The 26,995-nt window shown below is 62.1% G+C and carries 26 protein-coding genes; 15 read left to right on the forward strand and 11 right to left on the reverse strand.

Going from position 1 to position 26,995, the window contains the following annotated elements; genetic code table 11:
* Positions 1-63: 63 nt before the first annotated feature.
* Positions 64-1,356, forward strand: coding sequence for an NAD(P)/FAD-dependent oxidoreductase (locus B2J77_RS20775; RefSeq protein WP_078479344.1), 1,293 nt, complete (start codon positions 64-66; stop codon positions 1,354-1,356).
* 6 nt (positions 1,357-1,362) lie between these two features.
* Here the strand turns inward: B2J77_RS20775 and B2J77_RS20780 are convergent, their stop codons facing one another.
* The gene (locus B2J77_RS20780) at positions 1,363-1,593 is read right to left on the reverse strand and encodes a DUF1127 domain-containing protein (RefSeq protein ID WP_078479345.1); all 231 of its coding nucleotides are present in this window, start codon (positions 1,591-1,593) and stop codon (positions 1,363-1,365) included.
* A 176-nt stretch (positions 1,594-1,769) separates the two neighbouring features.
* Between B2J77_RS20780 and B2J77_RS20785 the strand changes: the two genes are divergently transcribed.
* On the forward strand, positions 1,770-3,200 hold the full coding sequence (locus B2J77_RS20785) for a PLP-dependent aminotransferase family protein (protein ID WP_058638841.1): 1,431 nt from the start codon (positions 1,770-1,772) through the stop codon (positions 3,198-3,200).
* Between the two features lie 58 nt (positions 3,201-3,258).
* Positions 3,259-4,812 (forward strand): phospholipase D family protein, encoded by a 1,554-nt coding sequence (locus B2J77_RS20790; protein ID WP_058638840.1) that lies wholly within the window; start codon positions 3,259-3,261, stop codon positions 4,810-4,812.
* A gap of 10 nt (positions 4,813-4,822) precedes the next feature.
* Here the strand turns inward: B2J77_RS20790 and B2J77_RS20795 are convergent, their stop codons facing one another.
* A complete protein-coding gene (locus tag B2J77_RS20795; RefSeq protein WP_078479346.1) occupies positions 4,823-5,962 on the reverse strand; it encodes an MFS transporter in 1,140 nt (379 codons plus the stop codon).
* Positions 5,963-6,138: 176 nt separating this feature from the next.
* Positions 6,139-7,632 (reverse strand): aldehyde dehydrogenase, encoded by a 1,494-nt coding sequence (locus B2J77_RS20800; protein WP_078479347.1) that lies wholly within the window; start codon positions 7,630-7,632, stop codon positions 6,139-6,141.
* A 193-nt stretch (positions 7,633-7,825) separates the two neighbouring features.
* Here B2J77_RS20800 and B2J77_RS20805 point away from each other — a divergent pair, with 193 nt between their 5' ends.
* The gene (locus B2J77_RS20805) at positions 7,826-8,185 is read left to right on the forward strand and encodes a cupin domain-containing protein (RefSeq protein WP_058638837.1); all 360 of its coding nucleotides are present in this window, start codon (positions 7,826-7,828) and stop codon (positions 8,183-8,185) included.
* Between the two features lie 83 nt (positions 8,186-8,268).
* Here the strand turns inward: B2J77_RS20805 and rpmG are convergent, their stop codons facing one another.
* Both rpmG and rpmB read right to left on the reverse strand, forming a co-directional pair.
* Complete coding sequence (gene rpmG, locus B2J77_RS20810; RefSeq protein WP_003253507.1) at positions 8,269-8,424, reverse strand: 50S ribosomal protein L33; 156 nt, start codon at positions 8,422-8,424, stop codon at positions 8,269-8,271.
* Positions 8,425-8,435: 11 nt separating this feature from the next.
* Entirely contained in the window at positions 8,436-8,672 is a 237-nt protein-coding gene (rpmB, locus tag B2J77_RS20815) for a 50S ribosomal protein L28 (RefSeq protein ID WP_003253504.1), read from the reverse strand.
* A 361-nt stretch (positions 8,673-9,033) separates the two neighbouring features.
* On the opposite strand from rpmB, the gene B2J77_RS20820 reads away from it, so the two are divergent.
* Positions 9,034-10,623 carry an ABC transporter substrate-binding protein gene (locus tag B2J77_RS20820; protein WP_058602777.1) on the forward strand — a complete coding sequence of 530 codons (1,590 nt, stop codon included), beginning with the start codon at positions 9,034-9,036 and terminating at the stop codon, positions 10,621-10,623.
* A 103-nt stretch (positions 10,624-10,726) separates the two neighbouring features.
* On the opposite strand, the gene radC is transcribed toward B2J77_RS20820, so the two are convergent.
* The gene (gene radC, locus B2J77_RS20825) at positions 10,727-11,407 is read right to left on the reverse strand and encodes a RadC family protein (RefSeq protein WP_078479348.1); all 681 of its coding nucleotides are present in this window, start codon (positions 11,405-11,407) and stop codon (positions 10,727-10,729) included.
* Between the two features lie 123 nt (positions 11,408-11,530).
* On the opposite strand from radC, the gene coaBC reads away from it, so the two are divergent.
* The 4 genes from coaBC to argB all read left to right on the forward strand — a co-directional run bounded on the left by coaBC (position 11,531) and on the right by argB (position 15,653).
* Positions 11,531-12,742, forward strand: coding sequence for a bifunctional phosphopantothenoylcysteine decarboxylase/phosphopantothenate--cysteine ligase CoaBC (gene coaBC, locus B2J77_RS20830; protein WP_023532606.1), 1,212 nt, complete (start codon positions 11,531-11,533; stop codon positions 12,740-12,742).
* A gap of 5 nt (positions 12,743-12,747) precedes the next feature.
* A complete protein-coding gene (gene dut, locus B2J77_RS20835) occupies positions 12,748-13,203 on the forward strand; it encodes a dUTP diphosphatase (protein WP_058638836.1) in 456 nt (151 codons plus the stop codon).
* Between the two features lie 119 nt (positions 13,204-13,322).
* Positions 13,323-14,714 carry a phosphomannomutase/phosphoglucomutase gene (locus B2J77_RS20840; RefSeq protein ID WP_416231930.1) on the forward strand — a complete coding sequence of 464 codons (1,392 nt, stop codon included), beginning with the start codon at positions 13,323-13,325 and terminating at the stop codon, positions 14,712-14,714.
* A gap of 30 nt (positions 14,715-14,744) precedes the next feature.
* Entirely contained in the window at positions 14,745-15,653 is a 909-nt protein-coding gene (gene argB, locus B2J77_RS20845) for an acetylglutamate kinase (RefSeq protein ID WP_023532327.1), read from the forward strand.
* Between the two features lie 103 nt (positions 15,654-15,756).
* Here argB and pyrE read toward each other — a convergent pair whose 3' ends face one another.
* Positions 15,757-16,398 carry an orotate phosphoribosyltransferase gene (gene pyrE, locus B2J77_RS20850; RefSeq protein ID WP_058602773.1) on the reverse strand — a complete coding sequence of 214 codons (642 nt, stop codon included), beginning with the start codon at positions 16,396-16,398 and terminating at the stop codon, positions 15,757-15,759.
* Between the two features lie 80 nt (positions 16,399-16,478).
* Between pyrE and B2J77_RS20855 the strand changes: the two genes are divergently transcribed.
* Entirely contained in the window at positions 16,479-17,258 is a 780-nt protein-coding gene (locus B2J77_RS20855) for an exodeoxyribonuclease III (RefSeq protein WP_023532406.1), read from the forward strand.
* Between the two features lie 34 nt (positions 17,259-17,292).
* Here the strand turns inward: B2J77_RS20855 and B2J77_RS20860 are convergent, their stop codons facing one another.
* Positions 17,293-17,661, reverse strand: a complete 369-nt coding sequence (locus B2J77_RS20860) for a DUF4870 domain-containing protein (protein ID WP_023532399.1) — start codon at positions 17,659-17,661, stop codon at positions 17,293-17,295.
* A gap of 22 nt (positions 17,662-17,683) precedes the next feature.
* Positions 17,684-18,406 carry a ribonuclease PH gene (gene rph / locus B2J77_RS20865; RefSeq protein ID WP_023532860.1) on the reverse strand — a complete coding sequence of 241 codons (723 nt, stop codon included), beginning with the start codon at positions 18,404-18,406 and terminating at the stop codon, positions 17,684-17,686.
* Positions 18,407-18,631: 225 nt separating this feature from the next.
* On the opposite strand from rph, the gene B2J77_RS20870 reads away from it, so the two are divergent.
* Both B2J77_RS20870 and gmk read left to right on the forward strand, forming a co-directional pair.
* Positions 18,632-19,495, forward strand: a complete 864-nt coding sequence (locus B2J77_RS20870) for a YicC/YloC family endoribonuclease (RefSeq protein WP_058638834.1) — start codon at positions 18,632-18,634, stop codon at positions 19,493-19,495.
* A gap of 13 nt (positions 19,496-19,508) precedes the next feature.
* Complete coding sequence (gmk, locus tag B2J77_RS20875; RefSeq protein ID WP_058638833.1) at positions 19,509-20,129, forward strand: guanylate kinase; 621 nt, start codon at positions 19,509-19,511, stop codon at positions 20,127-20,129.
* Positions 20,130-20,197: 68 nt separating this feature from the next.
* On the opposite strand, the gene B2J77_RS20880 is transcribed toward gmk, so the two are convergent.
* A complete protein-coding gene (locus B2J77_RS20880; protein ID WP_058638832.1) occupies positions 20,198-21,739 on the reverse strand; it encodes an APC family permease in 1,542 nt (513 codons plus the stop codon).
* Between the two features lie 110 nt (positions 21,740-21,849).
* Positions 21,850-23,232, reverse strand: coding sequence for a glutamine synthetase family protein (locus B2J77_RS20885; protein ID WP_078479350.1), 1,383 nt, complete (start codon positions 23,230-23,232; stop codon positions 21,850-21,852).
* 206 nt (positions 23,233-23,438) lie between these two features.
* Between B2J77_RS20885 and B2J77_RS20890 the strand changes: the two genes are divergently transcribed.
* From B2J77_RS20890 to spoT, 3 genes are all read left to right on the forward strand, one after another.
* Entirely contained in the window at positions 23,439-24,311 is an 873-nt protein-coding gene (locus B2J77_RS20890) for a LysR family transcriptional regulator (protein WP_078479351.1), read from the forward strand.
* A gap of 237 nt (positions 24,312-24,548) precedes the next feature.
* Positions 24,549-24,812, forward strand: coding sequence for a DNA-directed RNA polymerase subunit omega (gene rpoZ, locus B2J77_RS20895; protein WP_012312123.1), 264 nt, complete (start codon positions 24,549-24,551; stop codon positions 24,810-24,812).
* Positions 24,813-24,871: 59 nt separating this feature from the next.
* The gene (gene spoT, locus B2J77_RS20900) at positions 24,872-26,980 is read left to right on the forward strand and encodes a bifunctional GTP diphosphokinase/guanosine-3',5'-bis pyrophosphate 3'-pyrophosphohydrolase (RefSeq protein ID WP_058638829.1); all 2,109 of its coding nucleotides are present in this window, start codon (positions 24,872-24,874) and stop codon (positions 26,978-26,980) included.
* Positions 26,981-26,995 lie beyond the last annotated feature (15 nt).

Raw genomic sequence — 26,995 nt, forward strand, 5'->3', positions numbered from 1 at the left:
GGTTGCCCGCCCTGGGCCTGCGGCTTATTCTCCCGTTCCAGCCCACGCACTAGGACTCGTCCAATGATCCACAGCGCGCAGCATGCCGCTTCTTACTACGCCGCCAGCAGCGCGCCTCACCCTGATCATGCCTATCTGCAAGGCGAGCACACCGCCGATGTGTGCATCGTCGGTGGTGGCTACTCCGGTTTGAACACGGCCCTGGAGTTGGCCGAGCGTGGCTTCTCGGTGATCCTGCTCGAAGCGCGCAAGATCGGCTGGGGCGCCAGTGGGCGCAACGGTGGGCAGTTGATCCGCGGGGTCGGCCATGGTCTGGAGCAGTTCCTGCCGGTCATCGGCGAGCAGGGCGTTCGCGACTTGCAACTGATGGGGCTGGAGGCCGTGCAGATCGTGCGCGATCGTGTAGCGCGGCACGCCATCGCCTGCGACTTGACCTGGGGCTATTGCGACCTGGCCAACAAGCCGGCGCAAATGGCGGGCCTGGCCGAAGAGGCCGAACACTTACGCAGCCTGGGTTACGCCCACGAACTGCGGCTGGTCGCAAAGGATGACATTCACGATGTGGTGGGCTCGCAGCGCTATGCAGGCGGGCTGGTGGACATGGGCTCTGGCCACTTGCACCCCCTTAACCTGGCGTTGGGCGAAGCCGCGGCAGCCGCGCGCCTGGGTGTGAAACTCCACGAGCAGTCCGAGGTGACCCGCATCGACTATGGCCCGCAGGTGCAGGTACACACCGCCCAGGGCCGGGTCCGGGCGCAAACGCTGGTCCTGTGCTGCAACGCCTACCTCAATGGTTTGAACGGTGAGCTGGGCGGCAAGGTATTGCCCGCCGGCAGTTACCTCATCGCCACCGAGCCGCTGGGTGAAGCGCGTGCACGCTCGCTGTTGCCACAGAACATGGCCGTGTGCGACCAGCGAGTGGCGCTGGACTACTACCGCCTGAGCGCAGATCACCGGCTGCTGTTCGGCGGCGCTTGCCATTATTCCGGGCGCGATCCAAAGGATATCGCCGCCTACATGCGGCCCAAGATGCTGCGCGTGTTCCCTCAGCTGGCCGACGTACGCATCGATTACCAGTGGGGCGGCATGATCGGGATCGGCGCCAACCGCCTGCCCCAGGTGGGCCGCCTGCCTGATAAGCCGAACGTGTACTACGCCCAGGCCTACGCAGGCCACGGGCTGAACGCTACTCACCTGGCCGCCCGCCTGCTCGGGGAAGCCATCAGTGGCCAGCAAAGCGGGCGTTTCGACTTGTTTGCCAAGGTGCCACACATGACGTTCCCAGGCGGCAAGCACTTGCGCTCACCTTTACTGGCATTGGGCATGCTGTGGCACAGGCTCAAGGAGCTGGTGTGAAAGCAGTCACGGCTTCCAGAAAGGCTTGCAGCCTTCTGAGCGCGCCTCTTGCCAGCTGAGACCCACATCGCGCAGTTCATGGTCGCTCAACTGTAACAGCGCCCTGCGGGTGTGCCAGCGGCGCAGCATCAGCCGCCAGCGGCTCAACGCCTGGGGCGCAGCGTGGGTTTTGCTTCGCTGCAGGGCCTCTTTTTCGCCTACCGACTGTTCGATGCGCACATCGCTCAAGCTTCCCATTGCTGCTGTCTCCCTTTCGATGACAATGTGGGGACAGCATGCCGGGTGCACGGCCTGACAATACAGATCCAAAAAAGCGTTATTATTTGGATACAGATCGGGCTTGCAGGTAACTGAATGCTGCCTTTTCTGCCAATCTGTATGGTGCGTTGACCGGCGCAGCTCAGGAGTATGACGTGACGCTCTACCTGAACCTTGCCGAGGTACTCGGCGCGCGTATCGAACAGGGCCTCTATCGGCCCGGCCAGCGGCTGCCATCGGTGCGGGCACTGAGCGTGGAGCACGGGGTGAGCCTGAGCACCGTGCAGCAGGCCTACCGCATGCTCGAAGACAGTGGCATGGTCTCGCCACGGCCAAAGTCCGGCTACTTCGTGAGCGACCATCGCCACCTGCCGGCCTTGCCGGCGGTCAGCCGGCCCGCCCAGCGCCCGGTGGACATTTCCCAATGGGAGCAGGTTCTGGAGCTGGTGCGCAGTACCCCGCAACCGGGTGTGATACAGCTTGGACGGGGCATGCCGGACATCGAGAGCCCTACCCTCAAGCCGCTGTTGCGCAGCCTCGCCAGGCTCAGCCGTCGCCAGGACATGCCCGGGCTGTATTACGACAATATCCACGGCAACCTGGCCTTGCGTGAACAGGTGGCACGCCTGGCCCTGGACTCTGGGTGCAGGCTCTCGCCCTCTGAGTTGGTGGTGACGACAGGCTGCCACGAAGCCCTGTCGTGCAGCATCCGCGCCGTGTGCGAGCCTGGCGATATCGTTGCGGTGGACTCGCCCAGCTTCCATGGCGCCATGCAGACGCTCAAGGGCCTGGGCATGAAGGCGCTGGAGATCCCCACAGACCCGGTGACAGGCATCAGCCTCGAGGCGCTCGAACTGGCCCTTGAGCAGTGGCCGATCAAGCTCATCCAGATCACCCCAAGTTGCAACAATCCGCTGGGCTACATCATGCCTGAGGCTCGTAAAAAGGCCCTGTTGAACCTTGCACAGCGCTACGACGTAGCCATTCTCGAGGACGATGTCTACGGTGACCTGGCCTATACCTACCCTCGGCCACGGACGGTCAAGTCATTCGATACGCAAGGCCGCGTGCTGTTGTGCAGTTCATTTTCCAAGACGCTTGCCCCTGGCCTGCGCGTCGGTTGGGTAGCGCCTGGGCGCTACCTGGAGCGGGTCCTGCACATGAAGTACATCAGCACGGGCAGCACCGCCAGTCAGCCTCAATTGGCGGTGGCGGACTTCATCGCCAACGGGCATTACCAACCCCATGTGCGGCGCATGCGCAGCCAGTACCAACGCAGCCGTGAATTGATGAGCGACTGGGTGACCCGGTATTTTCCGCAAGGCACCCGCGTAAGCCGTCCGCAAGGCGGCTTCATGCTATGGGTGGAATTGCCGGAACATTTCGATACCTTGCAGCTCAATCACGCCTTGTTGGAGCAAGGCGTACAAGTGGCCGTGGGCAGCATCTTTTCCGCTTCCGGCAAGTTCCGTCACTGCCTGCGCATGAACTTCGCCGCCAGGCCCACTGCGCAAATCGAGGCGGCGGTGCGCAAGGTTGGTGAGACCGCCCAACGCTTGCTGGACGAGGACATCATCGCGACGTAACTTTGCGTTGCCCTCCACTGTCCAATCCCAAAGCCCTGCTGCACAGGACGATCCACCGTTGAAACTCCAGCGAGCCCTACCCTTGCTGCTGACGCTGCTGCTCGGCGTCTGCGGCTGCGCCAGCGTCGATACGCCGCGCCAAACCAGTCAAGCCCTGCCCGCCGATGGCTCATCGTTCGGCCGCTCGGTGCTGCGCCAGGCAGCCCCTTATGAAGGCCGTTCCGGCTTTCGCCTACTCCCCAACAGCAACGAGGCTTTCCGGGCGCGCGCCGAGCTGATACGCAATGCGCAGGCCAGCATCGACGTGCAGTACTACATCGTCCATGACGGACTCAGCACCCGCGCCCTGGTCCATGAGCTGTTGCGGGCGGCCGACCGGGGCGTGCGCGTGCGCATTCTGCTGGACGACACCACCAGTGACGGCCTGGATGCAATCATGGGCACCCTCGCCGCTCACTCGAACATCCAGATCCGTGTGTTCAACCCCCTGCACCTGGGGCGCGCCACTGGGGTCACACGCGCCATGGGCCGGTTGCTCAACCTGTCGCGTCAGCACCGGCGCATGCACAATAAGCTGTTCCTGGTGGACAACAGCATGGCCATCGTCGGCGGGCGAAACCTGGGTGACGAGTACTTCGATGCCGAGCCCAACCTGAACTTCACCGACATCGATCTGCTGGGTGTGGGCCCTATAGCAGAACAGTTGGGACACAGCTTCGATCAGTACTGGAACAGCGCCCTGAGCCGCCCGATCACCGATTTCCTCTGGCACCAGCCCAATGCCAGCGACCTGCGCACCAGCCGCCATCGGCTGGAAGTCTCGCTGGCCGAAGCCAGAACCCGGCGCAAGGTCTTGTACGACCGCTTGATGGCCTACCAATCCCAGCCGCGACTGGACACCTGGCGCAACGAACTCATCTGGGCTCATGCCCAGGCGCTGTGGGACGCCCCCAGCAAGGTGCTGGCCGATGACGAGCCTGATCCACAGCTACTGCTGACCCGACAACTCGGCCCCGACCTGCGCGATGTGCGTCACGAGCTGATTCTGGTCTCCGCTTATTTCGTACCCGGCGAACCGGGGCTGCTTTACCTCACCCAGAGTGCCGACGCGGGTATTTCGGTAAAGCTGTTGACCAACTCACTGGAGGCTACCGATGTGCCTGCCGTACACGGCGGTTATGCACCTTACCGCAAGGCGCTGCTGGAGCACGGGGTGAAGCTGTATGAAATGCGCCGCCAGCCCGGAGATCCCAGCGCGGGCAAACTGAGTTTCCATGGCAGCTCCAACTCCAGCCTCCACAGCAAGGCGATCGTGTTCGACCGTCACAAGACGTTCATTGGCTCGTTCAATTTCGATCCACGCTCGGTGCTGTGGAACACCGAAGTCGGCGTATTGGTCGACAGCCCCGAACTTGCCGAATACACCCGTGCACTGGCGGTGCAGGGCATGGCACCGGCCCTGAGCTATCAGCCTGAGCTCGTGGCCGGCAAGCTGGTCTGGGTGACCGAGGAAGACGGACAGCGGCGGGTGCTCACGTCAGAGCCTGGTAGCCTGTGGCGACGATTCAATGCCTGGATCAGCAAGGCGGTCGGGCTGGAAAAGATGCTCTAGCGCTGCACCGTCACGCAGCCGCTGGCTCAAACGCTCCGCGCCGCCGGGTCAGCACCACCAGCCCAGCGGCGCCTGCTGCCATCAGCAGCGGCAAGGCATGCCCACTGATCCACTGGCTGCCTGCGCCGGCCAGCAACGGCCCCAGCAGACAACCGATGCCCCACAGCTGGGCCACGTGGGCATTGGCCCGCACCAGGGCATCGTCTCGATAGCGCTCGCCGATCAACACCAGCGATAAGGTGAACAACCCCCCAGCGCTAGCGCCGAACAATACCCACACAGGCCAGATGGCCCAGGTGTGCAACAGCAGGGGGATGGCAAGGCTCGACCCCAACAATGCCAGCGCGCAACCGGTGAACAGCGCGCGCCGCGATATATGGTCCGCCAGTGCGCCAATGGGCAACTGCAGCACCGCATCGCCGACCACCACCGTACTGACCATGAACAACGCGATTGCCGTGCTCAGGCCCTGTTGCAGGCAGTACACCGGCAGCAGGGTCAGGATCATGGCTTCGAACGAAGCGAACAACGCAATGGCCCAGGCGATTACGGGCAGCCTTCTGCAGAAGGCGAACAGGTCGGCAAAGGTGACGTTGCAAGCCTCTGTAGAGGGTGCGCCCCCGCGGCCCAGCAACAGCAAGGGCGATACCAGCAGCAGGCCGGTCGCCGCCCAGAAGCCGAAGTCGTCATCCGAGCCCAGCATGCCCAGCACCAACGGACCCGCCAGTTGGCTCAGCGCATAGCTACTCCCGTACAGAGCCACCAGCCGTCCGCGCCACTGCTCGACCACCAGTTGATTGATCCAGCTCTCACCCAGCACGAACACCACGGTCAACGCCATGCCGATCAACAGCCGCAGCACCAGCCAAAGCGGATAGCTTGGCAGCAGGGCCAACAGGCCAATGGACAATGCCCCGCCCCACAGGCACAGGCGCATGGCCGCAGGCACGCCCACCCACCCGGCAAGCCGGCTGGCCAGGCTAGCGCCGGCCAGCACGCCCAGGGCAGGCATGGCGGCCATGACGCCAATGGCGAAGCTGCCATAACCCCAGGCTTCCAGACGCAAGGACACCAACGGCATGCTCACACCCAATGCGAGCCCGACGCTCAGCACCGATGCCAGCACGGCAAAATAGGTTCCCCAACGCATGACGGCCTCCCAGGCAGCATTCTTGTACGGCAGAAATGACGAAGCCGGGACGGTATGCGCCGCCCCGGCCAGTATTGGAATGTCAGGCCCCTGGCAGTCGAGCTTGCTCAGTCCCGGCTCAGCTCGCGAAAGCGCGCCAGGGCCTTGGAAGCCGACCTGCCGAGGGGCCGCTGGGCTTACAGCTTGATCCAGGTGGCCTTGAGCTCGGTGTACTTCTCCAGCGCGTGCAGCGACTTGTCACGGCCGTTACCCGACTGCTTGAAGCCACCGAATGGCGCGGTCATGTCGCCGCCATCATATTGGTTGACCCAGACACTGCCGGCGCGTACGGCACGGGCCGTCCTGTGCGCCTTGGAAATGTCCGAAGTCCAGATGCCCGCCGCCAACCCATAGGGTGTGTCGTTGGCGATGGCAACCGCCTCCTCGGCCGTGTCGAAGGCAATCACGGACAGTACCGGGCCGAAGATTTCCTCCTGGGCGATTTTCATGGCATTGGTCACGCCGTCGAAGATGGTCGGCTCGACGTAGGTGCCGCCGGTATCTTCCAGCGTCCGCTTGCCGCCGGTCAGCAGCTTGGCGCCGTCCTTGTGGCCCGCCTCGATGTACGACAACACGGTATTCATCTGCTGGGTATCGACCAGTGCACCCACGGTGGTCTGCGGGTCCAGCGGGTTGCCGGGCTTCCAGGCCTTGAGGGCCTCGACCACCATGGGCAGGAAGGTGTCCTTGATCGAGCGCTCCACCAGCAAGCGCGAACCTGCGGTGCACACTTCACCCTGGTTGAAGGCGATGGCGCTGGCAGCAGCCTGGGCGGCGGCCTCAAGGTCTGGCGCGTCGGCGAAGACGATGTTCGGGCTCTTGCCACCGGCTTCCAGCCAGATGCGCTTCATGTTCGACTCGCCTGCATACACCATCAGCTGCTTGGCGATCTTGGTCGAACCGGTGAATACCAGGGTGTCGACATCCATGTGCAGGGCCAGGGCCTTGCCCACGGTGTGGCCATAGCCAGGCAGCACGTTCAGCACACCTGCTGGGATACCGGCTTCCACTGCCAACTGAGCGATGCGAATAGCGGTCAGCGGCGACTTCTCGGAAGGTTTGAGCACGACCGAGTTGCCCGTAGCCAACGCTGGGCCCAACTTCCAGCTCGCCATCAGCAGCGGGAAGTTCCAGGGAACGATGGCACCCACCACGCCCACTGGCTCGCGTGTGACCAGGCCCAGTTGATCGTGCGGCGTCGGAGCGACTTCGTCGTACACCTTGTCGATGGCTTCGGCTGTCCAGTGAATGGCATTGGCAGCGCCTGGGATATCGATGCTGGAGGAGTCACCGATCGGTTTGCCCATGTCCAGTGTTTCGAGCAGCGCCAGCTCTTCGACGTTCTTGCGCAGCAAGTCGGCGAAGCGGATCAGGATGGCCTTGCGCTTGGCTGGGGCCAGCTGTGACCATACGCCCGAGTTGAAGGTCGCGCGGGCGTTTTCGACCGCGCGGTTGGCGTCGGCCAGGTCGCAGCTGGCAACCTTGGCCAGGAAGCGTCCGTCGACCGGGCTCAGGCACTCGAAGGTTTCACCGGATGCGGCATCGGTGTATTCGCCGTTGATGAAGGCGCGGCCTTCGATCTTCAGTTGCTGGGCACGTTGTTCCCAGTCTGCACGAGTCAGGGTGGTCATACGAAACTCCTCCTCTTGTTTAGGTGCAACGCTGCACTGAGGACTTGCAGGCGTTGTCGGGGTCCGGGCGTGCGACAGGCGCACACAGGCATGCGATACCCTAAACCAGCGCTTTCAAACTATCAATATATTTGACACTATCAGCTCAAACGCCCAGTGATGTTAATTTTATTGAACATGCAGGAGCCTCTTTATGAGTATCGAAAGTATCATCGACTTCGCCCAGGCCATTACCGAGGCCGAGCGCTATCGCCCCGCAGCCGAAAAAGTGCTCAAAGGCGAGCCGGACCAGGCCGTGTACAACCACTATGCAAGCCCCTGCGGGCAGTTTGCCGCTGGCGTCTGGGAGGGGGAAGTGGGCCAGTGGGAGGTCAACTACACCGAGCATGAGTACTGCGAAATCGTGCAGGGCGTGTCGGTGCTGCGCGACGAACAGGGCGCCAGCAAGACGCTGCGTGCGGGTGATCGGTTCGTCATCCCCGCCGGATTCAAAGGGACATGGGAAGTGCTGGAGCCTTGCCGCAAGATCTATGCATTGTTCGAGCAGAAGTGATCCCTGGCCAGCTGACCCTTTCGGCCAGACATAAAAAAACCCGCCTCTCTTCAGAGGCGGGTTTTTTTCAGGTCGCCGATCAATTACTTGATCTTGGCTTCCTTGTACACCACGTGCTTGCGAACAACGGGATCGTATTTCTTGATCTCGATTTTGTCCGGGGTGGTGCGCTTGTTCTTGTCGGTGGTGTAGAAGTGGCCGGTACCGGCACTCGAAACCAGACGGATCAATTCACGCATGATGCTCTCCCTTAAACCTTGGCGCCAGCTTTACGGATGTCAACCAGTACGGCATCGATGCCGCGCTTGTCGATGATGCGCATGCCTTTGGCGGAAACGCGCAGACGCACGAAACGCTTCTCGGATTCAACCCAGAAACGGTGGTGCTGCAGGTTTGGCAGGAAACGACGACGGGTTTTGTTGTTTGCGTGGGAAATGTTGTTCCCGGTTACTGGACCCTTACCAGTAACTTGACAGACTCTCGACATGACTCAGCCCTCTAAAACCACATGCCCAACCCGGCATGGGTTGGCCGCTTAATCTCTCAGTCTTTGGCGCCGAGGCGCCGTGATTCTGGAGGTCTTATCGACCGGATTCGCTGATGCGACAGGCCGAGCCCCTAGAAAAGAGCGCTGCTTTATACCAGAAAGACTCGATTGCAACAATACCTGATCAACATTCGAGCCGAGGCGAACCGCCGCGAGCAGCATGACCGAAGGCCCTATCAGGTGCCGACCGTTCGTCGCCAATATTGTAAAAAAGAGTGTGGTCATTTTCTGGCAGTCACACTAGGGTAGGCCTTTTCCAGACTGCACTGGCAGATGGGCCACTGACAGCCAAGGAGCCACCATGCGTGCCGCCGCCCTTTCCTTATTGTTCACCTCCCTGCTTGCCGTGGGTGCAGCCCAGGCAGCGCCACTGAGCGTTTGCAGCGAAGCCAGCCCCGAAGGCTTCGACGTGGTGCAGTACAACTCGCTGACCACCACCAATGCCACGGCCGATGTGCTGATGAACCGCCTGGTGGAATTCGACGCAGGCAAAGGCAAGGTGGTGCCGAGCCTGGCCGCCAGCTGGACGGTGTCGGCCGATGGCCTGGTGTACGATTTCACCCTGCGCGACAACGTGAAATTCCATACCACTGCCTATTTCAAGCCCAGCCGTACGCTCAATGCCGACGACGTATTGTTCAGCTTCCAGCGCATGCTCTACCCCGCTCACGCCTGGCACAAGACAGCGCCCGGCGGCTACCCCCATGCCCAGTCGCTGCAACTGGGCAGCCTGATCAAGACGATCGACGCGCCGGCGCCCAATACCGTGCGCTTTACCCTTACCCACCCGGATGCGACCTTCCTGGCCACCCTGAGCATGGGCTTTGCCTCGATCTATTCAGCCGAATATGCCGACAAGTTGCTCAAGGCAGGCACGCCCGAGAAACTCAACAGCCAACCCATCGGCACCGGGCCATTCGTCTTCCAGCGGTTCCAGAAGGACGCGGTGGTGCGCTATCGCGCCAACCCTGACTACTTTGCCGGCAAGCCAGCCGTCGACCCACTGATCTTCGCCATCACCACCGATGCAAACGTGCGCCTGCAGAAACTCAAGCGCAACGAGTGCCAGGTAGCCCTGTCGCCCAAGCCACTGGACATTGCCGAGGCCAGCCAGGACAGCAGCCTCAAGGTGGCCAGCACGCCAGCGTTCATGACGGCATTCATCGCGCTCAACAGCCAGCACCCACCACTGGACAAGCCAGAGGTGCGCCAGGCCATCAACCTGGCCTTCGACAAACAGGCCTACGTGAAAGCTGTTTTCGAAGACTCGGCGATTGCGGCCAATGGCCCGTATCCGCCCAATACCTGGAGCTATGCCAAGGACCTGCCCGGTTACCCACTGGATGTGAAGAAAGCCAAGGCCCTGCTGGCCAAGGCCGGTCTGGCGGACGGCTTCAGCACAACGATCTGGACACGCCCTTCCGGTAGCCTGCTCAACCCCAACCCTAGCCTGGGCGCGCAGATGCTGCAGGCTGATCTCGCCAAGGTGGGCATCAAGGCTGAAATTCGGGTGATCGAATGGGGCGAACTCATCCGCCGCGCCAAGGCCGGCGAGCATGACCTGCTGTTCATGGGCTGGGCAGGCGACAACGGCGACCCGGATAACTTCCTCACCCCGCAGTTCTCCTGTGCAGCGGTCAAATCCGGGACCAACTTCGCGCGGTTCTGTGACAATCGCCTGGATCAGCTGATCAGTGCCGGTCGCACCACCAATGATCAGAGCGTGCGCAGCCGGCTGTACCAGCAGGCGCAGACCCTGATCCAGCAGCAGGCGCTGTGGGTGCCATTGGCGCATCCGACGGCGGCGGCCCTGCTGCGTCAGGGTGTCGAGGGTTATCAGGTCAACCCGTTCGGCCGGCTGGACTTCAGCAAAGTGAGCGTGACCAAGTAGGCCTCGATCACGCTTGAGCGTTGCGGTGATCGGGGAAGGCGCCACCCTTACCCCCGGTCATGACAGGTCATCCTGAACTGCGCCGCGCTCGCGGTGGCGTGCCCTAAGCTACGACCCACCCGTGCTCGGCCATGGACAGCGGCTCCCCGTCGCCAATGATGATGTGATCCAGCACGCGTACATCGATCAAGGCCAGCCCACGCTTGAGCGAAAGGGTCAGGTGCACATCCTCTTTGCTGGGTTCGCTGTTGCCCGAAGGGTGGTTGTGACAGAGGATCAGCGCCGCGGCGTTGTGCATCAATGCACGCCGCACCACTTCCCGCGGATAGACACTGGCTCGGTCGATGGTACCCCTGAACAGGATCTCGAACGCCAACGGTCGGTGTTTGGTGTCCAGAAACAGGCAACCGAACACCTCGCTGGGTTCATGGCGCAGCATGGCCTTGAGGTAGCGCCTTACGGCCTGGGGTTCCTCCAACGCCGCTGCGCGGGTGATCCCTTCATTGAGGTAGCGGCGACCGATTTCCAGCAATGCCTGCAGCTGTGCGTATTTGACCTCCCCTATGCCAGGCTCGCGCAAGACCGCCCGCCGATCGGCCTCGAGAAACGGCCGTAAGCCGCCAAAGCGCACCAACAGGCCACGCGCCAGGTCGAGCACGTTGCGCCCTGCAACGCCTGACCCCAGCAGCACAGCCAGCAGTTCGGCGTCAGACAGCACCCCCGCCCCACGCTGCAGTAGCTTTTCCCTTGGCCGATCCTGAGCCGGCCATTCCCTGATGTTCATCGCTGCCCTGCCCCTGCTGCGGCCCATTTCGGCCCTGTGTTAATCTATTTGCCCTCGTACATGCGACGCTCTGCCGCACGCAGTTCCTGTCGCCGCCCGCTTTCACTGGAAAAAGGCAACCCTATGCAGCGGCTGTATCGCAAGCGCATCGTTCTTGGCGTCGGTGGTGGCATCGCCGCCTACAAGAGCGCCGAACTGATCCGCCGACTCCTGGAGCACGGCGCCCAGGTGCGTGTCGTCATGACCCGCGGTGGCGCTGAATTCATCACGCCGCTGACCTTGCAGGCGCTGTCCGGCCACCCGGTGCACCTGGACCTCCTCGACCCGGCAGCAGAGGCGGCCATGGGCCATATCGAGCTGGCCAAATGGGCTGACCTGGTACTGATCGCTCCAGCCACCGCCGACCTCATGGCACGCCTGGCCCAGGGCATGGCCGATGACCTATTGACGACCCTGGTACTGGCCACCGATGCCACCGTTGCCGTCGCCCCGGCCATGAACCAGGCCATGTGGCGTGACGCTGCCACCCAGGCCAACCTCCAAGTGCTCAGGAGCCGCGGCATTCAGGTGTTCGGCCCTGCCTCGGGCAGCCAGGCCTGTGGCGACGTAGGCCTGGGCCGCATGCTCGAGGCCACCGACCTGGCCTGGTGCGCCGCCGAGAGCTTCAAGCGCCAGGCATTGACCGGCAAGCACGTGCTGATCACCGCCGGCCCCACCCAGGAGAACATCGATCCGGTGCGCTACATCACCAATCATAGCTCCGGGAAGATGGGCTTTGCCCTAGCCGAGGCGGCCGCCGAAGCCGGGGCTCGGGTGACCCTCGTGACCGGCCCTGTGCACCTGCCTACCCCCGACCGGGTCAGCCGTATCGACGTGGTCAGCGCGCGGGACATGCTGGCGGCCTGTGAGGCGGCCATGCCATGCGACCTGTTCATCGCGTCGGCGGCGGTGGCGGACTACCGCCCAGAGGTGATAGCGCCACAAAAACTGAAGAAAGATCCCACGACTGGCGATGGCATGCTGCTGCAGATGGTGCGCAATCCCGATATCCTTGCCACCCTGGCCGGTCGCACCGACCGCCCTTTCAGTGTCGGCTTCGCCGCCGAGACCGAACACTTGCTCGATTACGCCACGCGCAAGCTCAAGGATAAAAACCTCGACCTGATCGTCGCCAACGATGTGGCCAACCCCAGCATCGGCTTCAACAGTGAAGAGAACGCCTTGACCGTGATCGATCGCCAGCAGCACCAGACCCTCTTCGCGCAGACCAGCAAGGGCAAGATCGCCCGCCAGCTGGTTGCCTTCATCGCCGAACGGCTCAACCAGGTTCAATAAGTTACATGCACGCATTACAAGCCAAGATCCTCGACCCACGCCTGGGTACCGAATTTCCGTTGCCGCAATACGCCACGCCGGGGTCTGCCGGCCTGGACCTGCGCGCCCTGCTCGCGCAAGACACGGTGCTCGAACCCGGCCAGACGGTGCTGATTCCGACAGGCCTGTCCATCCATATCAGCGACCCGGGTCTTGCCGCACTGGTGCTGCCGCGCTCGGGCCTGGGCCACAAGCATGGCATCGTGCTGGGCAACCTGGTTGGGCTGATCGATTCGGATTACCAGGGCGAGCTGATGGTGTCGTGCTGGAACCGCGGCACCACCACCTTCACCATCGCAGTCGGTGAGCGTATCGCCCAGCTGGTGCTCGTGCCCGTGGTACAGGCGCAATTCGAGATCGTCGAGTCGTTCGACCAGAGCCAGCGCGGCGCCGGTGGCTTTGGTCATTCCGGCACCCGTTGAACCGGACATGAGCGAAATCGCCACGGATGGCGAACTCCGGGCCGCAACCTTCGTCCAAGCGCTCTGCGTGCGCCTGCAACCGAGCGCTTCTGACTGATGGGGTTTTCCAGATGAACGACATGGCCCCGGCGGTTCACGCCCACTTGCCGCCAGGTATCTTTCGCGCTTACGACATCCGCGGCATCGTCGGCAAGACACTGCACGCCGATACCGCCTACTGGATAGGCCGCGCCGTCGGCGCACAGAGCCTGGCCATGGGCGAACCCCAGGTCAGCGTGGGCCGCGACGGTCGCCTGTCCGGCCCACTGCTCGTCGAGCCTCTGATCCGCGGCCTGGTCGAGGCAGGCTGCCATGTGAACGACCTCGGTCTGGTCCCCACGCCGGCGCTGTACTACGCCACCCACGTACTAGGCGGCAAGTCGGGCGTGATGCTCACCGGTAGTCACAACCCCCCGGACTACAACGGCTTCAAGATCGTCATTGCCGGCGACACCCTGGCCAACGAGCAGATCCAGGCGCTGCTGAGCCGCTTGCAGGCCAATGACCTGACCTTTGGCACAGGGCATGTGCAACAGGTAGCGATTCTGGAGCGCTATTTCCAGCGGATCGTCAGTGACGTGAGGCTGGCCAGAAAGCTCAAGGTGGTCGTGGACTGCGGCAATGGCGTCGCTGGCGTGATCGCACCGCAACTGATAGAAGCGTTGGGCTGCGAGGTGATTGCGCTGTTCAGCGAAGTGGACGGCAACTTCCCGAACCACCACCCCGACCCCAGCAAGGCGCAGAACCTTCAGGTGCTGATCGACACAGTCAGGCGCACGGGGGCGGACCTCGGCCTGGCATTCGACGGCGACGCGGATCGCGTCGGTGTGGTAACCGAGGCCGGCAGCATCATCTACGCCGACCGCTTGCTGATGCTGTTTGCCCAGGATGTCCTGGCTCGCAACCCAGGCGCCGAAATCATCTTCGACGTCAAATGCACCCGACGCCTGATCCCCCTGATCGAACGATTGGGCGGTCGTACCCTGATGTGGAAGACCGGTCATTCGTTGATGAAGAAGAAGATGCAGCAGACCGGCGCCTTGCTCGCAGGCGAGATGAGCGGTCATATCTTCATCAAGGAGCGCTGGTACGGTTTCGACGACGGCATCTACAGCGCTGCGCGCCTGCTGGAAATCCTCAGCAAGACCGAGCAGAGCGCCGAAACCGTGTTCGCCGCGTTCCCCAACGATATTTCCACGCCGGAACTCAATATTGATGTGACCGACGAAGGTAAATTCAGCATCATTGATGCACTGCAACGCGACGCCGATTGGGGTGACGCGCGCCTGACCACCATCGACGGTGTGCGAGTGGACTATGCACAGGGCTGGGGCCTGGTGCGTGCCTCAAACACCACGCCGGTTCTGGTACTGCGTTTCGAGGCCGACAGCGAGGCCGAGTTGCAGCGTATCAAGGATGTTTTTCGCACGCAGTTGCTGCGGGTAGAGCCTGACCTGCAACTGCCGTTCTGACCGACTATCTGGCCCTCACAGGAGCCCTGCATGACCCTCGATCGCGATGCCGCCACCCACGTAGCCGAAGTGCTGTCCGAAGCCTTGCCCTACATTCGCCGCTTCGTCGGCAAGACGCTGGTGATCAAGTACGGCGGCAACGCGATGGAAAGCGAGGAGCTCAAGACGGGCTTCGCCCGCGACATCGTGCTGATGAAGGCCGTGGGCATCAACCCGGTGGTGGTGCACGGTGGCGGCCCGCAGATCGGTGATCTGCTCAAGCGTCTCTCCATCGAAAGCCATTTCATCGACGGCATGCGCGTGACCGATTCGGCGACCATGGACGTTGTGGAAATGGTACTGGGCGGCCAGGTCAACAAGGACATCGTCAACCTCATCAACCGGCATGGCGGCAGCGCCATCGGCCTGACCGGCAAGGACGCGGAGCTGATCCGTGCACGCAAGCTCACCGTCAGCCGCCAGACGCCGGAAATGACCACCGCCGAGATCATCGACATCGGCCATGTGGGTGAAGTGGTGAGCGTGAACACCGACCTGCTGAACATGCTGGTCAAGGGTGATTTCATTCCCGTGATCGCCCCCATCGGCGTCGGCATCAATGGCGAGTCCTACAACATCAATGCCGACCTGGTAGCAGGCAAGGTCGCCGAAGCGCTGCAGGCCGAGAAGCTGATGCTACTGACCAACATCGCCGGACTGATGGACAAGCAGGGCCAGGTCCTGACCGGGTTGACCACAGAGCAGGTCAACGAGCTGATCGCCGACGGCACCATCTACGGTGGCATGCTTCCGAAGATCAAATGCGCCCTGGATGCGGTGCAAGGCGGCGTGAACAGCTCACACATCATCGACGGCCGCGTGCCGAACGCGGTGCTGCTGGAAATCTTCACCGACAGCGGCGTAGGTACTTTGATCACCAACCACAAGTCGCTTTCCTGACCTGCATGGCCCTGTCGCCGGCAGCCGGTAACAGGGCCAAACTGGCGACACAAAAAAAGGCGACCTCAAACCGAGGTCGCCTTTTTCGCTTCAAGGCCCTGGGTCAGATCCCGTACTGCGCCCGATAGGCCTCAACCGCCGGCAGGTGCTGCTTGAGTTGCGGGTCGTCAGCCAGGAACTCCAGTACCTGAGTCAGCGAGACGATACTGACCACCGGTATGCCGAAGTCGCGCTCTACCTCCTGGATGGCCGAGAGCTCACCATTGCCACGCTCTTCACGATTCAATGCGATCAGCACGCCAGCGGCGTTGGCCTGCTGCGCCTTGATGATCTGCATGACTTCGCGAATGGCGGTACCGGCAGTGATCACGTCGTCGATGATCAGCACATCGCCTGCCAGGGGCGCACCGACCAGGCTGCCGCCTTCGCCGTGGTCCTTGGCTTCCTTGCGGTTGAAGCACCAGGGCACGTCTTGCCGATGCTGGTCAGCCAGCGCGACGGCAGTGGTCGCGGCCAGGGGAATACCCTTGTAGGCCGGGCCGAACAGCACGTCGAACGAGATCTTGCTGTCAACGATGGCGGCGGCGTAGCAACGCCCCAGCTCGGCCAGCGCCGAACCTGTGTTGAACAGGCCGGCGTTGAAGAAGTACGGGCTGGTACGCCCGGACTTGAGAGTGAATTCACCGAAACGCAGGACCCCGCGATCGATGGCAAAACGGATGAAGTCGCGCTGATACGGCTGCATGGAAAGTCCCGGACACCACGGATTTAGCTAAATGGGTTGAGCTCGGGTATCATACACGCACGAGATTTATGGGGCCATTTATGCGGATCATCAGTGTGAACGTTAATGGCATTCAGGCTGCGGCCGAGCGTGGTTTGCTCAGCTGGCTACAGGCCCAGAATGCCGACGTCATCTGCCTTCAGGATACCCGCGCCTCGGCCTTTGAACTCGATGACCCAGCTTTCCAGCTCGATGGCTATTTCCTTTATGCCTGCGACGCGGAGGTGCCTGCCCAAGGTGGTGTGGCCCTTTATTCGCGCATGCAGCCCAAGGCAGTCATCACCGGCCTGGGCTTCGAGACAGCCGACCGTTACGGGCGTTACCTGCAAGCAGATTTCGACAAAGTCAGTATTGCCAGCCTGCTCTTGCCTTCGGGCATGAACGGGGATGAAGACTTGAACCAGAAATTCAAGTTGATGGACGACTTCGCCAAGTACCTGGACAAGCAGCGTCGCAAGCGCCGCGAGTACATCTATTGCGGCTCGTTCTATGTGGCCCAGCAGAAGCTCGACATCAAGAACTGGCGTGACAGCCAGCAGTCGCCGGGCTTCCTGCCGCCAGAGCGTGCCTGGATGGATGCCATTACCGGCGAGATGGGTTACGTGGATGCCCTGCGAGAAGTCAGCCGTGAGGGTGACCAGTACAGCTGGTGGCCGGACAACGAGCAGGCCGAAATGCTGAACCTGGGCTACCGGTTCGACTACCAGATCCTTACCCCCGGCCTGCGCCGCTTCGTGCGCAACGCGCGCTTGCCACGCCAGCCGCGCTTCTCCCAGCATGCGCCGCTGATCGTCGACTACGACTGGACGCTGACCATCTGAGCAACCAGTGGGGCTGCCTTGCAGCCCCACCTGGCTATTTGATCGGTCGCCAGATCATGGGGTAGCGGTAAGGCTTGCCTTCGTTGGCCCGTACCGCAGCAATGACGATCAGAATCATCACCGCCACTGACAGCACGGCAAACAGCACCAGCCCGATCACCACGAATATCAGCAGGAGGCAGATGAACCCTGCCACGGTCACGCTGATCTGGAAATTCAGCGCTTCCTTGCCTTGCGCATCGATGAATGGGTCCTGCTCGCGCTTCAGATGCCACAGCACCAACGGCCCCAGCAGGTGCCCGAGCGGGATCACCAGGCCAAGGAGCGCGGAAAGGTGGCAGAGCATCGCCCACTGCCTGACCTCGGCACTGGGCGGGATGATCGAAAGATTCGGATCGGTCATGCCTGCACCCTCCTGATCAGGTTCAGTCTGCCAGCGCGGCTTGCTGCAGCTGGAAGATCTCGTCCATGCCCTTCTGCGCCAGGGCAAGCATGGCGTTGAAGTCTTCTGGCTGGAACGGCGCACCTTCTGCCGTACCTTGCACCTCGATGAACCCGCCAGCGCTGGTCATGACCACGTTCAGGTCGGTTTCGGCTGCCGAGTCCTCCAGGTAGTCCAGGTCGAGCACCGCTTCACCCTGATACATACCCACCGACACGGCGGCGATCATGTGCTTGAGCGGATTGCCCGCCTTCAGGCCACCACGCTTCTTGATCACGGCCAGGGCATCGCAGACGGCAACCATGGCACCGGTAATGGAGGCTGTACGGGTGCCGCCATCGGCCTGGATGACATCGCAATCGATGTAAAGCGTAATGTCACCGAGCTTGCTCATGTCCAGTGCCGCACGCAATGAACGGCCGATCAGGCGCTGGATCTCCAGCGTGCGACCACCTTGCTTGCCACGGCTGGCTTCGCGCTGGTTACGTTCACCCGTCGAGCGTGGCAGCATGCCATATTCGGCGGTCAACCAACCTTGGCCCTGGCCTTTGAGAAAGCGCGGCACGCCGTTTTCCACGCTGACCGTGCAGATGACTTTCGTGTCACCGAACTCGACCAGTACCGACCCTTCGGCGTGCTTGGTGTAGTTGCGGGTGATGCGGATCGAGCGGAGCTGATCGGCGGCGCGACCACTTGGACGTTTCATCTGGGATACCTGTACTGGGACATTGAATCTGGCAGGCATTATAGAGCCCGTAGCCTAGTGAGGACACGCCTATCGTCGCTGACGGTCCAGCGCGCCTGCATTTGCGGCGGTCCTGTCCGTCGCTCAGGCGCAGCGGCGCATTGGGCCGCAAGGCCCCAGTGCGCTACAATCCTGCGCCTCGCAGCCAGCAGGCTGCAATGTCCAACCTATACGCGAGGTACCCCCATGGTGCACAGCATGACCGCGTTCGCACGGGTCGAGCGCGCCGGCAGCCAAGGCACCCTGGTCTGGGAGCTGCGCTCGGTCAACCACCGTTACCTGGAGCCGCACCTGCGCCTGCCCGACGCCCTGCGCGACCTTGAAGGTGGCGTGCGTGAAGGCCTGCGCCAAGGCCTTTCCCGAGGAAAGGTGGAGTGCACCCTGCGCCTGAACGAGGACAGCAGCGGCAAGCCGTTGCAGGTCGACCGCGAGCGCGCTGCGCAGCTAGTGGCCGCCGCCGAGCAAGTGGCGGCGTTGATCCAGCAGCCGGCGCCGCTCAACCCCTTGGAAGTGCTGTCCTGGCCGGGCGTATTGGTCGCTGATGCCAGCGACCCACAGGCACTCAATGCCCAGGCCATGGCACTGTTCAACGACGCGCTTGCCGAACTCAAGGCCGGGCGTCAGCGCGAAGGCCAGGAACTGGCCCGTCTGATCAACGAGCGCCTGGACAGCATGGCTGAAGAGGTCACGACGCTGCGAGCGCTGGTGCCGCAGATGCTGGCCGCGCAACGTCAGAAGATCCTGGACCGCTTCAACGACCTTCAGGTTGAAATCGACCCGCAGCGCCTGGAACAGGAAATGGTCCTGCTGGCCCAGAAGAGCGACGTGGCCGAGGAGCTTGATCGCCTAGACACCCATGTAGCCGAAGTACGACGCGTACTCAAGGGTGCAGGTGCCGCCGGGCGTCGTCTGGATTTCCTGATGCAAGAACTCAATCGCGAAGCCAACACGCTCGGTTCCAAAGCCTTCGATCCCCGCAGCACGCAGGCGGCGGTCAATTTGAAGGTACTGATCGAACAGATGCGTGAACAAGTACAGAATATCGAGTAAGGCCACACCGACCATGAACCACACCAGCGGCACCCTCTATATCGTTTCCGCTCCGTCCGGCGCCGGCAAGACCAGCCTGGTCAACGCCCTGACCCAGGACGACAAGCAGATCCGTGTTTCCGTCTCGCACACTACCCGCGCCATGCGTCCTGGCGAGCAGCATGGTGTGAACTACCACTTCGTCGAGCATGATGCGTTCAGGGCACTGATCGAACAGGGCGATTTTCTGGAGCATGCCGAGGTGTTCGGCAACTTCTATGGCACCTCGCGCAGCGCCCTGCAGCAGACGCTGGACCAAGGCTTCGACCTGATCCTGGAAATCGACTGGCAAGGCGCGCAGCAGGTGCGCAAGCTGATGCCACAGGCGCTGTCGGTCTTCATCCTGCCGCCAAGCCAGGCCGCATTGCGCGAGCGCCTTGATGGCCGAGGCCAGGACAGTGACGCGATCATCGCTGGGCGCATGAAAGAGGCCGTCAGCGAGATGGTGCATTACAACGAGTACGACTACGTGATCATCAACGATGTTTTCGATACGGCACTGGCGGACTTGAAGGCCGTGTTCCGTGCCAATCGGCTGCTCCTGAAGAAGCAGCAACACCGTCATGGGGCACTGCTCGAGCAGTTGATCGGCTGATGTGCACGGGCCTCCTGGGAGGCCCTTGCATAACCTTCAGCACGTCTTAGGCAAGGCCCTGGCCCTGGTCAGTCCTGCAACGGCAAAGTGGCGTGCTGACGTAGCGTAGCCCCCAGGAAGTAGGCCGGGGCTCGCAGCCGGGACATCAGCATCAACACGATCCCCAGGACAGAGATGATCGCCGCGATCACGAACACCAGCCCGACCCCGCCCACGTGCGAGCCACTGCCGAAGTCCGGCGAGGCGCTGTCTATGGCCGTGCGCACGAAGATCACTGACAGAATCACCCCGCCCACCAAAGGGCACAGCCCGCGCATGAGTAAATGCCGAAGGCTGCCGAACAGGCTGCTGCGGAAATACCAGACGCAGGCGAAGGCCGTGAGTGAGTAATAGAAGCAGATCATCATGCCCAGGGCGGTGATGGTGTCGGCCAGTACGTTCTCGCTGAGCGTGCGCATGGTGACGTAGAAAAGTCCGGCGGCCACCCCGGCGCAGATCGTGGCGTAACGCGGCGTCTGTGAGCGCGGGCAGACCTTGGCAAACTTCTGCGGTACCGCCCCGTAGTAGCCCATGGCAAGCAGGGTGCGCGCAGGCGAGACGAAGGTCGATTGCAAGGAAGCGGCAGTGCTGGCCAGTACCGCGATGGACATCAGGATTGCCAGCGGCCCCATGACCGGGCCGGCCAGGTGAGCGAACACGTTTTCCTGGATGCGCGGGTTATTCAGGCCCAGCCCCGACTCGCTGATGCCGGCGAACTGCAAGGTGGCAATGGCCGTCAGCAGGTACAGGCCCAGAATCAACAGCACGGTCCAGGTGGCTGCCTTGCCCGGAACCTCTTCGCTGCCTACCGACTCTTCACTGACGGTCAGGCATACGTCCCAGCCCCAGAAAATGAAGATCGACAACGATAGGCCGGCGGCGAACGCCGAGAAGGATTCAACCCCGAACGGGTTGAACCAGGCGAAATCGAACGCCAGAGGCGGTGGTGCCGTTGTTTCGCCGAACGCTGCGAAGGCAAAGCCCACCAGTACCAGCAGTTGCAACGCCACCAGACCGTACTGCACGGTCATGGTCGTGGTCATGCCTCGGCAACAGATCCATACGGCCAAGGCAATGAACACGCAACAGGTCACGATGTTGATCAGCAAGTTGTCGGCAAGCGCCGCCAGTTCAGGGTTGCCCGTGATCTGGCCGAGGAACAGGTAGAAGAAATCCACCGCCACACCGGCCAGGTTCGACAGCACGATAGTAGTCGCCACCACCAGCCCCCAACCGCCGATCCACCCGATCATCGGGCCGAAGGCTCGCGCCGACCAGGTGAACGACGTACCGCTGTCCGGCTCGGCCGAATTCAGCTCGCGATAGCCCAGGGCGACCAGCAGCATAGGCAGGAACCCGACGATGAACACCGCCGGCAGGTGAGCCCCGACCTCGCGCACGGTCGGGCCCAAGGCGCCGGTAAGGGTGTAGACCGGCGCAATGGTGGAGATGCCCAGCACCACGCTGGCCAACAGCCCCAATCGGCCCTTGGCCAGGCCCTTGCTACCCTGTTGGATGCTTTCGCCAGCCGCCACATCGGGTGGGCGGCCGGCTTCTGTGTAATCGCTCATGAGTATCAGCCGTAGATGTTGGAATTGTTTTTAACAAGCCTCTCGCCAAGGCCTGCCCACTCAGAGCCCGCTGCGAAACCTTCCCCTGGCCTCATGCAGGCGCCTTGGCGCTACACCGTGTGCAGGTACCAGTTGTATTCGAGGTCGGAAATCGACGCCTCGAATTCGGCCAGCTCGCTGTCCTTGCAGGCCACGAAGACATCGATGTAGTGCGCACTGATGTATTGCCTGAGTACGTCACTGTCTTCCAGCGCACGCAACGCGTCGCGCAGGTTGTTCGCAAGGCTCTGCTCCAGTTGCTCGAAAGCATTGCCTTCAATGGGCGCCTGCGGCTCGATCTGGTGGGTCAGGCCATGGTGAACGCCAGCAAGAATCACAGCAAGCATTAGGTAGGGATTGGCGTCTGCACCTGCCACGCGATGTTCCAGGCGCGTGCTTCGGCTGTTTTCTGTCGGTACACGCAGGGCGACGGTACGGTTATCCAAGCCCCAGCCTGGGGCATTTGGCACATTGAACTGGGCGCCGAACCTGCGATACGAATTGATGTTCGGGCACAGGAAGGCCATGGACGCAGGGAGCGTCTGCAGCATGCCGCCGATAGCATGGCGCAGAGCGTCGCACCTCATTGGGTCTTCGCTTGCAAAGAGGTTCCTGCCGCTGTGTTTTTCCACCAGCGACAGGTGAACATGTAGACCACTGCCCGCCTGGCCGGGATAGGGCTTGGCCATGAATGTCGTGTCCATTTCGTGGTCGTAGGCAACGTTCTTGATCAGGCGCTTGAGCAGGATCGCTTGATCACAAGCTTTCAGAGGGTCAGCCACGTGATGCAGATTGACCTTGAACTGCGCAGGTGCGCTTTCCTTGACGATGGCATCCACCGGCAAGCCCTGGGCCTTTGCCGCTTCGAGAATGTCCTGCAAACAGTCGGCGTACTCGTCCAGGTCGTCGATGAAGTAGGCCTGGGTCGAATGGGCACGCTTGCCGGATAACGGCGAGCGCGGCGGCTGCGGTCGCCCATTGAGGTTGTCCTGGTCGATCAGGTAGAACTCGAGCGCCAACGCAACGCACAGGGACAGGCCCAGCGCGTCGAACCGGCTCACGACCTGACGCAAGACCTCGCGCGGATCAGCGAAGAACGGCTGACCGTCCAGTTCGTGCATGGTCATGAGCAACTGGGCGGTGGGACGCTTCTGCCAGGGCTCGTGCGCAAGCGTATCGGCAATGGGGTAGCAGATGCGATCGGCATCGCCCATATCCAGGCCCAGCCCGGTGCTTTCTACGGTGGCGCCGTTGATGTCGAGCGCAAACAGCGATGCCGGCAGGTTGATGCCTCGCCCATACACCTTGTGCAAGCTGGCCCGCTCGATGCGCTTGCCGCGCACGACTCCATTCATATCGGCAATCAGCAAGTCGACGTACTGGGTGTCGGGGTGTGCCTGCAGGAAGTCATTCATCTCGCGTGAGGAACGGGCGCACGGGGCTACCGACGTCATGGCTGTACATCCTTTGCTGGGCTGCGGCGATGTGGAGAGACGGCTGGCGCCTGGTAGGCGACGATGGTTGCAGCTGTTGTTGTTTTCACTTTCCCATCGTGGGGATTGGTAACCGCAGCGGGCGCATTGATTCCCGGGGGTCGTTTCACTATAAAATGGCTCTGACGCAACAGAAATTGGCAATTCGGCAACGAGAGCGTGCACCAATGCAATATCAAATTACCCATGCCGATCTTTCCCTGGTTCTGGCGTTGGAACGCGGGCGCTCTCTGGCCAAGGCGGCCGAGTTGCTCAAAGTGGACGTATCGACCGTTTTCCGGTCGATACGCCGCCTGGAGTCGGCGCTGGGCACGGCTCTGTTCGTCAAGAGCCGCAAAGGCTACTTGCCTACCGATACTGCACAGGCCCTCGCCGAGCAGGCCGAGCGCGCCGAGCAAGCACTCGAGGCGGCGCGCATTGCCATGACCAGCGGTGAACAGGTCGTCAGCGGCACCGTGCGCCTGACCTGCACTGAGGCCGTCATGCACAGCCTGCTGCTGCCTGCACTGGCCGACTTCATGCAGAATTACCCCGCGCTGTCGCTGGAGATGGGCACCTCAAACGTGTTCGCCAACCTCAGCCGGCGAGATGCAGACATCGCCCTGCGTTTGACCAACACGCCTCCCGAACACCTGGTGGGGCGCAACCTGGGGTCAACGTCCTACGTGATATGTGGCCAACCTCAGTGGCGCGACCGCCTCGGTGAAAGCGCCAGCGCGGTGCCATGGATCGCGCCGGATGACGCCATGCAGGACCATCCGACGGTGGTCTGGCGCAACCAGCAACACCCTGGCCTAAGCCCGCGCTACCAGTGCAGCAGCATGTCCACCATTGCCCAACTGGTCACCGCTGGCCTGGGCGTGGCAGCGCTGCCGGACTACATGGTGCATAGCCTGCCAGGGGTCGATGCACTCAGCGGGCCGCTGCCAGGTTGCGACACCCAGTTGTGGCTCTTGACCCGACCGGACTGCCGCGCGCTGCGCTCGGTCCAAACCCTTTTCGAGGAGCTCACCCCGCGGTTGCGCGACGCAATGCTCTGAGGTTATTGTCGGGGCCATTGCAAGGCGTCTATGGCGGTCCTTGCACTGCGTCCCAGAGGTATCGTCAGGCCTGGCAAACGCGGGCATGCACCGCAGTACCTGAATGACTCGCACCGCACCGCACGGCGGCGCTCGACAAAACAGCGCTTCCCTATTGGCTGGTGAATTTTTATACTATCGAGTCCGCCTGCCCACTAATGGGCTGCACGCCTACCGCATTTGCTACTGAGGAAGACCATGGCCCGCGTAACTGTTGAAGACTGCCTGGAACACGTGGATAACCGTTTTGAGCTGGTCATGCTCTCGACCAAGCGCGCTCGCCAGCTGGCGACCGGCGGTAAAGAGCCACGCGTTGCGTGGGAAAACGACAAGCCCACCGTCGTTGCCCTGCGCGAAATCGCCGAAGGCATCGTGACCAACGAATTCATCGCCGCTGAAGAAATTGTCACCGAGGATCCGGTCTTTGCCGCGTTCGAGGACGAGTCGAACGAGGCTGTCTGATTGATGCCCGGTCGACGTCGCAAGGCGCAAGGCCCCCTATCTCGGCAGGAGGCTAAGCCATGCCGGGTATAGAGGCCTTGGCCGAACGGCTGTCGACTTACCTGGGCCCCGAACAGGTCAACCTGGTACGGCGTGCCTACTTCTACGCAGAACAAGCGCACGATGGGCAACGTCGCCGCAGTGGCGAGCCCTACGTAACGCACCCGTTGGCCGTGGCCAGCATCCTTGCCGACATGCACATGGACCATCAAAGCCTGATGGCAGCCATGCTCCATGACGTGATCGAAGACACCGGCATTGCCAAGGAAGCCCTCAGCCAGCAGTTTGGCGAGACGGTTGCCGAGCTGGTGGACGGCGTCAGCAAGCTGACCCAGATGAACTTCGAAACCAAGGCCGAGGCGCAAGCCGAGAACTTCCAGAAAATGGCCATGGCCATGGCACGCGACATTCGCGTGATCCTGGTCAAGCTGGCCGACCGCCTGCATAACATGCGCACCCTGGAAGTGCTGTCCGGCGAGAAACGACGCCGGATTGCCAAGGAAACCCTCGAGATCTACGCCCCCATCGCCAACCGCCTGGGGATGCACACGGTACGCGTCGAGTTCGAAGACCTTGGCTTCAAGGCCATGCACCCGATGCGCTCGTCGCTGATTCATCGCGCCGTCAAAAGTGCACGGGGCAACCGCAAGGAAATCGTCGCCAAGATCGAGCAGTCACTGGCCAACTGCCTGGCTGCCGACGGTATCGAAGGCGAGATCAGTGGCCGGCAAAAACACCTCTATGGCATCTACAAGAAGATGCGCGGCAAGCGTCGCGCCTTCAACGAGATCATGGACGTGTATGCCTTCCGCATCATCGTCGACAAGGTCGATACCTGCTACCGCGTCCTCGGTGCCGTGCACAACCTGTACAAACCGCTGCCAGGGCGGTTCAAGGACTATATCGCCATTCCCAAGGCCAACGGCTATCAGTCGTTGCACACCACCTTGTTCGGCATGCACGGCGTGCCCATCGAAATCCAGATCCGTACGCGCGAAATGGAAGAGATGGCCAATAACGGTATCGCTGCGCACTGGCTGTACAAGGCCAATGGGGATGAGCAGCCCAAGGGCAACCATGCCCGTGCCAGGCAGTGGGTCAAAGGCATCCTTGAATTGCAGCAACGTGCAGGCAACTCGCTGGAGTTCATCGAGAGCGTCAAGATCGACCTGTTCCCGGACGAGGTGTACGTCTTCACGCCCAAAGGCCGCATCATGGAGCTGCCCAAGGGTTCCACTGCCGTGGACTTCGCCTACGCAGTGCACACCGACGTTGGCAACAGCTGCATCGCATGCCGTATCAACCGGCGCCTGGCACCGCTCTCCGAGCCGTTGCAGAGTGGCTCGACGGTAGAGATCGTCAGCGCACCGGGGGCTCGACCCAATCCGGCGTGGCTCAATTTCGTGGTCACCGGCAAGGCGCGCACACATATTCGCCATGCGCTCAAGCAGCAGCGCCGCTCCGAATCCATCAGCCTGGGCGAGCGGCTGCTCAACAAGGTACTGACTGGTTTCGACAGCGCGCTGGATCAGATTCCCCGCGAGCGCGTGCAGGCAATCCTCAGCGAATACCGCCTGGAATTGATCGAAGACCTGCTTGAAGACATCGGGCTGGGCAACCGCATGGCCTACGTGGTCGCGCGCCGTCTGCTGTCTGCAGAAGGCGAGCAACTGCCGGCCCCCGAAGGTCCGCTGGCGATTCGCGGTACCGAAGGCCTGGTGCTCAGCTATGCCAAGTGCTGCACGCCGATTCCGGGCGACCCGATCGTGGGTCACCTTTCGGCGGGCAAGGGCATGGTCGTGCACCTTGAGAACTGCCGAAACATCAGTGAAATTCGCCACAACCCCGAGAAATGCGTCCAGCTTTCCTGGGCCAAGGACATCACTGGCGAATTCAACGTCGAGTTGCGCGTAGAGCTGGAGCACCAGCGCGGCCTGATTGCCTTGCTGGCCAGCAGCGTCAACGCGGCCGATGGCAACATCGAGAAGATCAGCATGGACGAACGCGACGGCCGTATCAGCGTGGTCCAACTGGTGGTCAGCGTGCACGACCGCGTGCACCTGGCGCGTGTGATCAAGAAGCTGCGTACCCTGACCGGTGTGGTTCGCATCACCCGCATGCGTACGTAGTCCGCCAACCGCAAG

It is taken from the genome of Pseudomonas parafulva (assembly GCF_002021815.1).
Classification (GTDB): domain Bacteria; phylum Pseudomonadota; class Gammaproteobacteria; order Pseudomonadales; family Pseudomonadaceae; genus Aquipseudomonas; species Aquipseudomonas parafulva_B.

What these genes read in the sequence shown, in the direction of transcription:
- B2J77_RS20795 (WP_078479346.1), bottom strand. Translation starts at nt 5,962, where the DNA reads ATGCGTTGGGGAACCTATTTTGCCGTGCTGGCATCGGTGCTGAGCGTC.
- rpmG (WP_003253507.1), bottom strand. Translation starts at nt 8,424, where the DNA reads ATGCGTGAATTGATCCGTCTGGTTTCGAGTGCCGGTACCGGCCACTTC.
- B2J77_RS20855 (WP_023532406.1), top strand. Translation starts at nt 16,479, where the DNA reads ATGCGGATCATCAGTGTGAACGTTAATGGCATTCAGGCTGCGGCCGAG.
- B2J77_RS20880 (WP_058638832.1), bottom strand. Translation starts at nt 21,739, where the DNA reads ATGAGCGATTACACAGAAGCCGGCCGCCCACCCGATGTGGCGGCTGGC.
- B2J77_RS20800 (WP_078479347.1), bottom strand. Translation starts at nt 7,632, where the DNA reads ATGACCACCCTGACTCGTGCAGACTGGGAACAACGTGCCCAGCAACTG.
- coaBC (WP_023532606.1), top strand. Translation starts at nt 11,531, where the DNA reads ATGCAGCGGCTGTATCGCAAGCGCATCGTTCTTGGCGTCGGTGGTGGC.
- rph (WP_023532860.1), bottom strand. Translation starts at nt 18,406, where the DNA reads ATGAAACGTCCAAGTGGTCGCGCCGCCGATCAGCTCCGCTCGATCCGC.
- B2J77_RS20805 (WP_058638837.1), top strand. Translation starts at nt 7,826, where the DNA reads ATGAGTATCGAAAGTATCATCGACTTCGCCCAGGCCATTACCGAGGCC.
- pyrE (WP_058602773.1), bottom strand. Translation starts at nt 16,398, where the DNA reads ATGCAGCCGTATCAGCGCGACTTCATCCGTTTTGCCATCGATCGCGGG.
- rpmB (WP_003253504.1), bottom strand. Translation starts at nt 8,672, where the DNA reads ATGTCGAGAGTCTGTCAAGTTACTGGTAAGGGTCCAGTAACCGGGAAC.
- B2J77_RS20820 (WP_058602777.1), top strand. Translation starts at nt 9,034, where the DNA reads ATGCGTGCCGCCGCCCTTTCCTTATTGTTCACCTCCCTGCTTGCCGTG.
- gmk (WP_058638833.1), top strand. Translation starts at nt 19,509, where the DNA reads ATGAACCACACCAGCGGCACCCTCTATATCGTTTCCGCTCCGTCCGGC.
- argB (WP_023532327.1), top strand. Translation starts at nt 14,745, where the DNA reads ATGACCCTCGATCGCGATGCCGCCACCCACGTAGCCGAAGTGCTGTCC.
- B2J77_RS20890 (WP_078479351.1), top strand. Translation starts at nt 23,439, where the DNA reads ATGCAATATCAAATTACCCATGCCGATCTTTCCCTGGTTCTGGCGTTG.
- B2J77_RS20780 (WP_078479345.1), bottom strand. Translation starts at nt 1,593, where the DNA reads ATGGGAAGCTTGAGCGATGTGCGCATCGAACAGTCGGTAGGCGAAAAA.
- B2J77_RS20860 (WP_023532399.1), bottom strand. Translation starts at nt 17,661, where the DNA reads ATGACCGATCCGAATCTTTCGATCATCCCGCCCAGTGCCGAGGTCAGG.
- B2J77_RS20870 (WP_058638834.1), top strand. Translation starts at nt 18,632, where the DNA reads ATGGTGCACAGCATGACCGCGTTCGCACGGGTCGAGCGCGCCGGCAGC.
- rpoZ (WP_012312123.1), top strand. Translation starts at nt 24,549, where the DNA reads ATGGCCCGCGTAACTGTTGAAGACTGCCTGGAACACGTGGATAACCGT.
- B2J77_RS20885 (WP_078479350.1), bottom strand. Translation starts at nt 23,232, where the DNA reads ATGACGTCGGTAGCCCCGTGCGCCCGTTCCTCACGCGAGATGAATGAC.
- B2J77_RS20840 (WP_416231930.1), top strand. Translation starts at nt 13,323, where the DNA reads ATGGCCCCGGCGGTTCACGCCCACTTGCCGCCAGGTATCTTTCGCGCT.
- dut (WP_058638836.1), top strand. Translation starts at nt 12,748, where the DNA reads ATGCACGCATTACAAGCCAAGATCCTCGACCCACGCCTGGGTACCGAA.
- spoT (WP_058638829.1), top strand. Translation starts at nt 24,872, where the DNA reads ATGCCGGGTATAGAGGCCTTGGCCGAACGGCTGTCGACTTACCTGGGC.
- B2J77_RS20775 (WP_078479344.1), top strand. Translation starts at nt 64, where the DNA reads ATGATCCACAGCGCGCAGCATGCCGCTTCTTACTACGCCGCCAGCAGC.
- radC (WP_078479348.1), bottom strand. Translation starts at nt 11,407, where the DNA reads ATGAACATCAGGGAATGGCCGGCTCAGGATCGGCCAAGGGAAAAGCTA.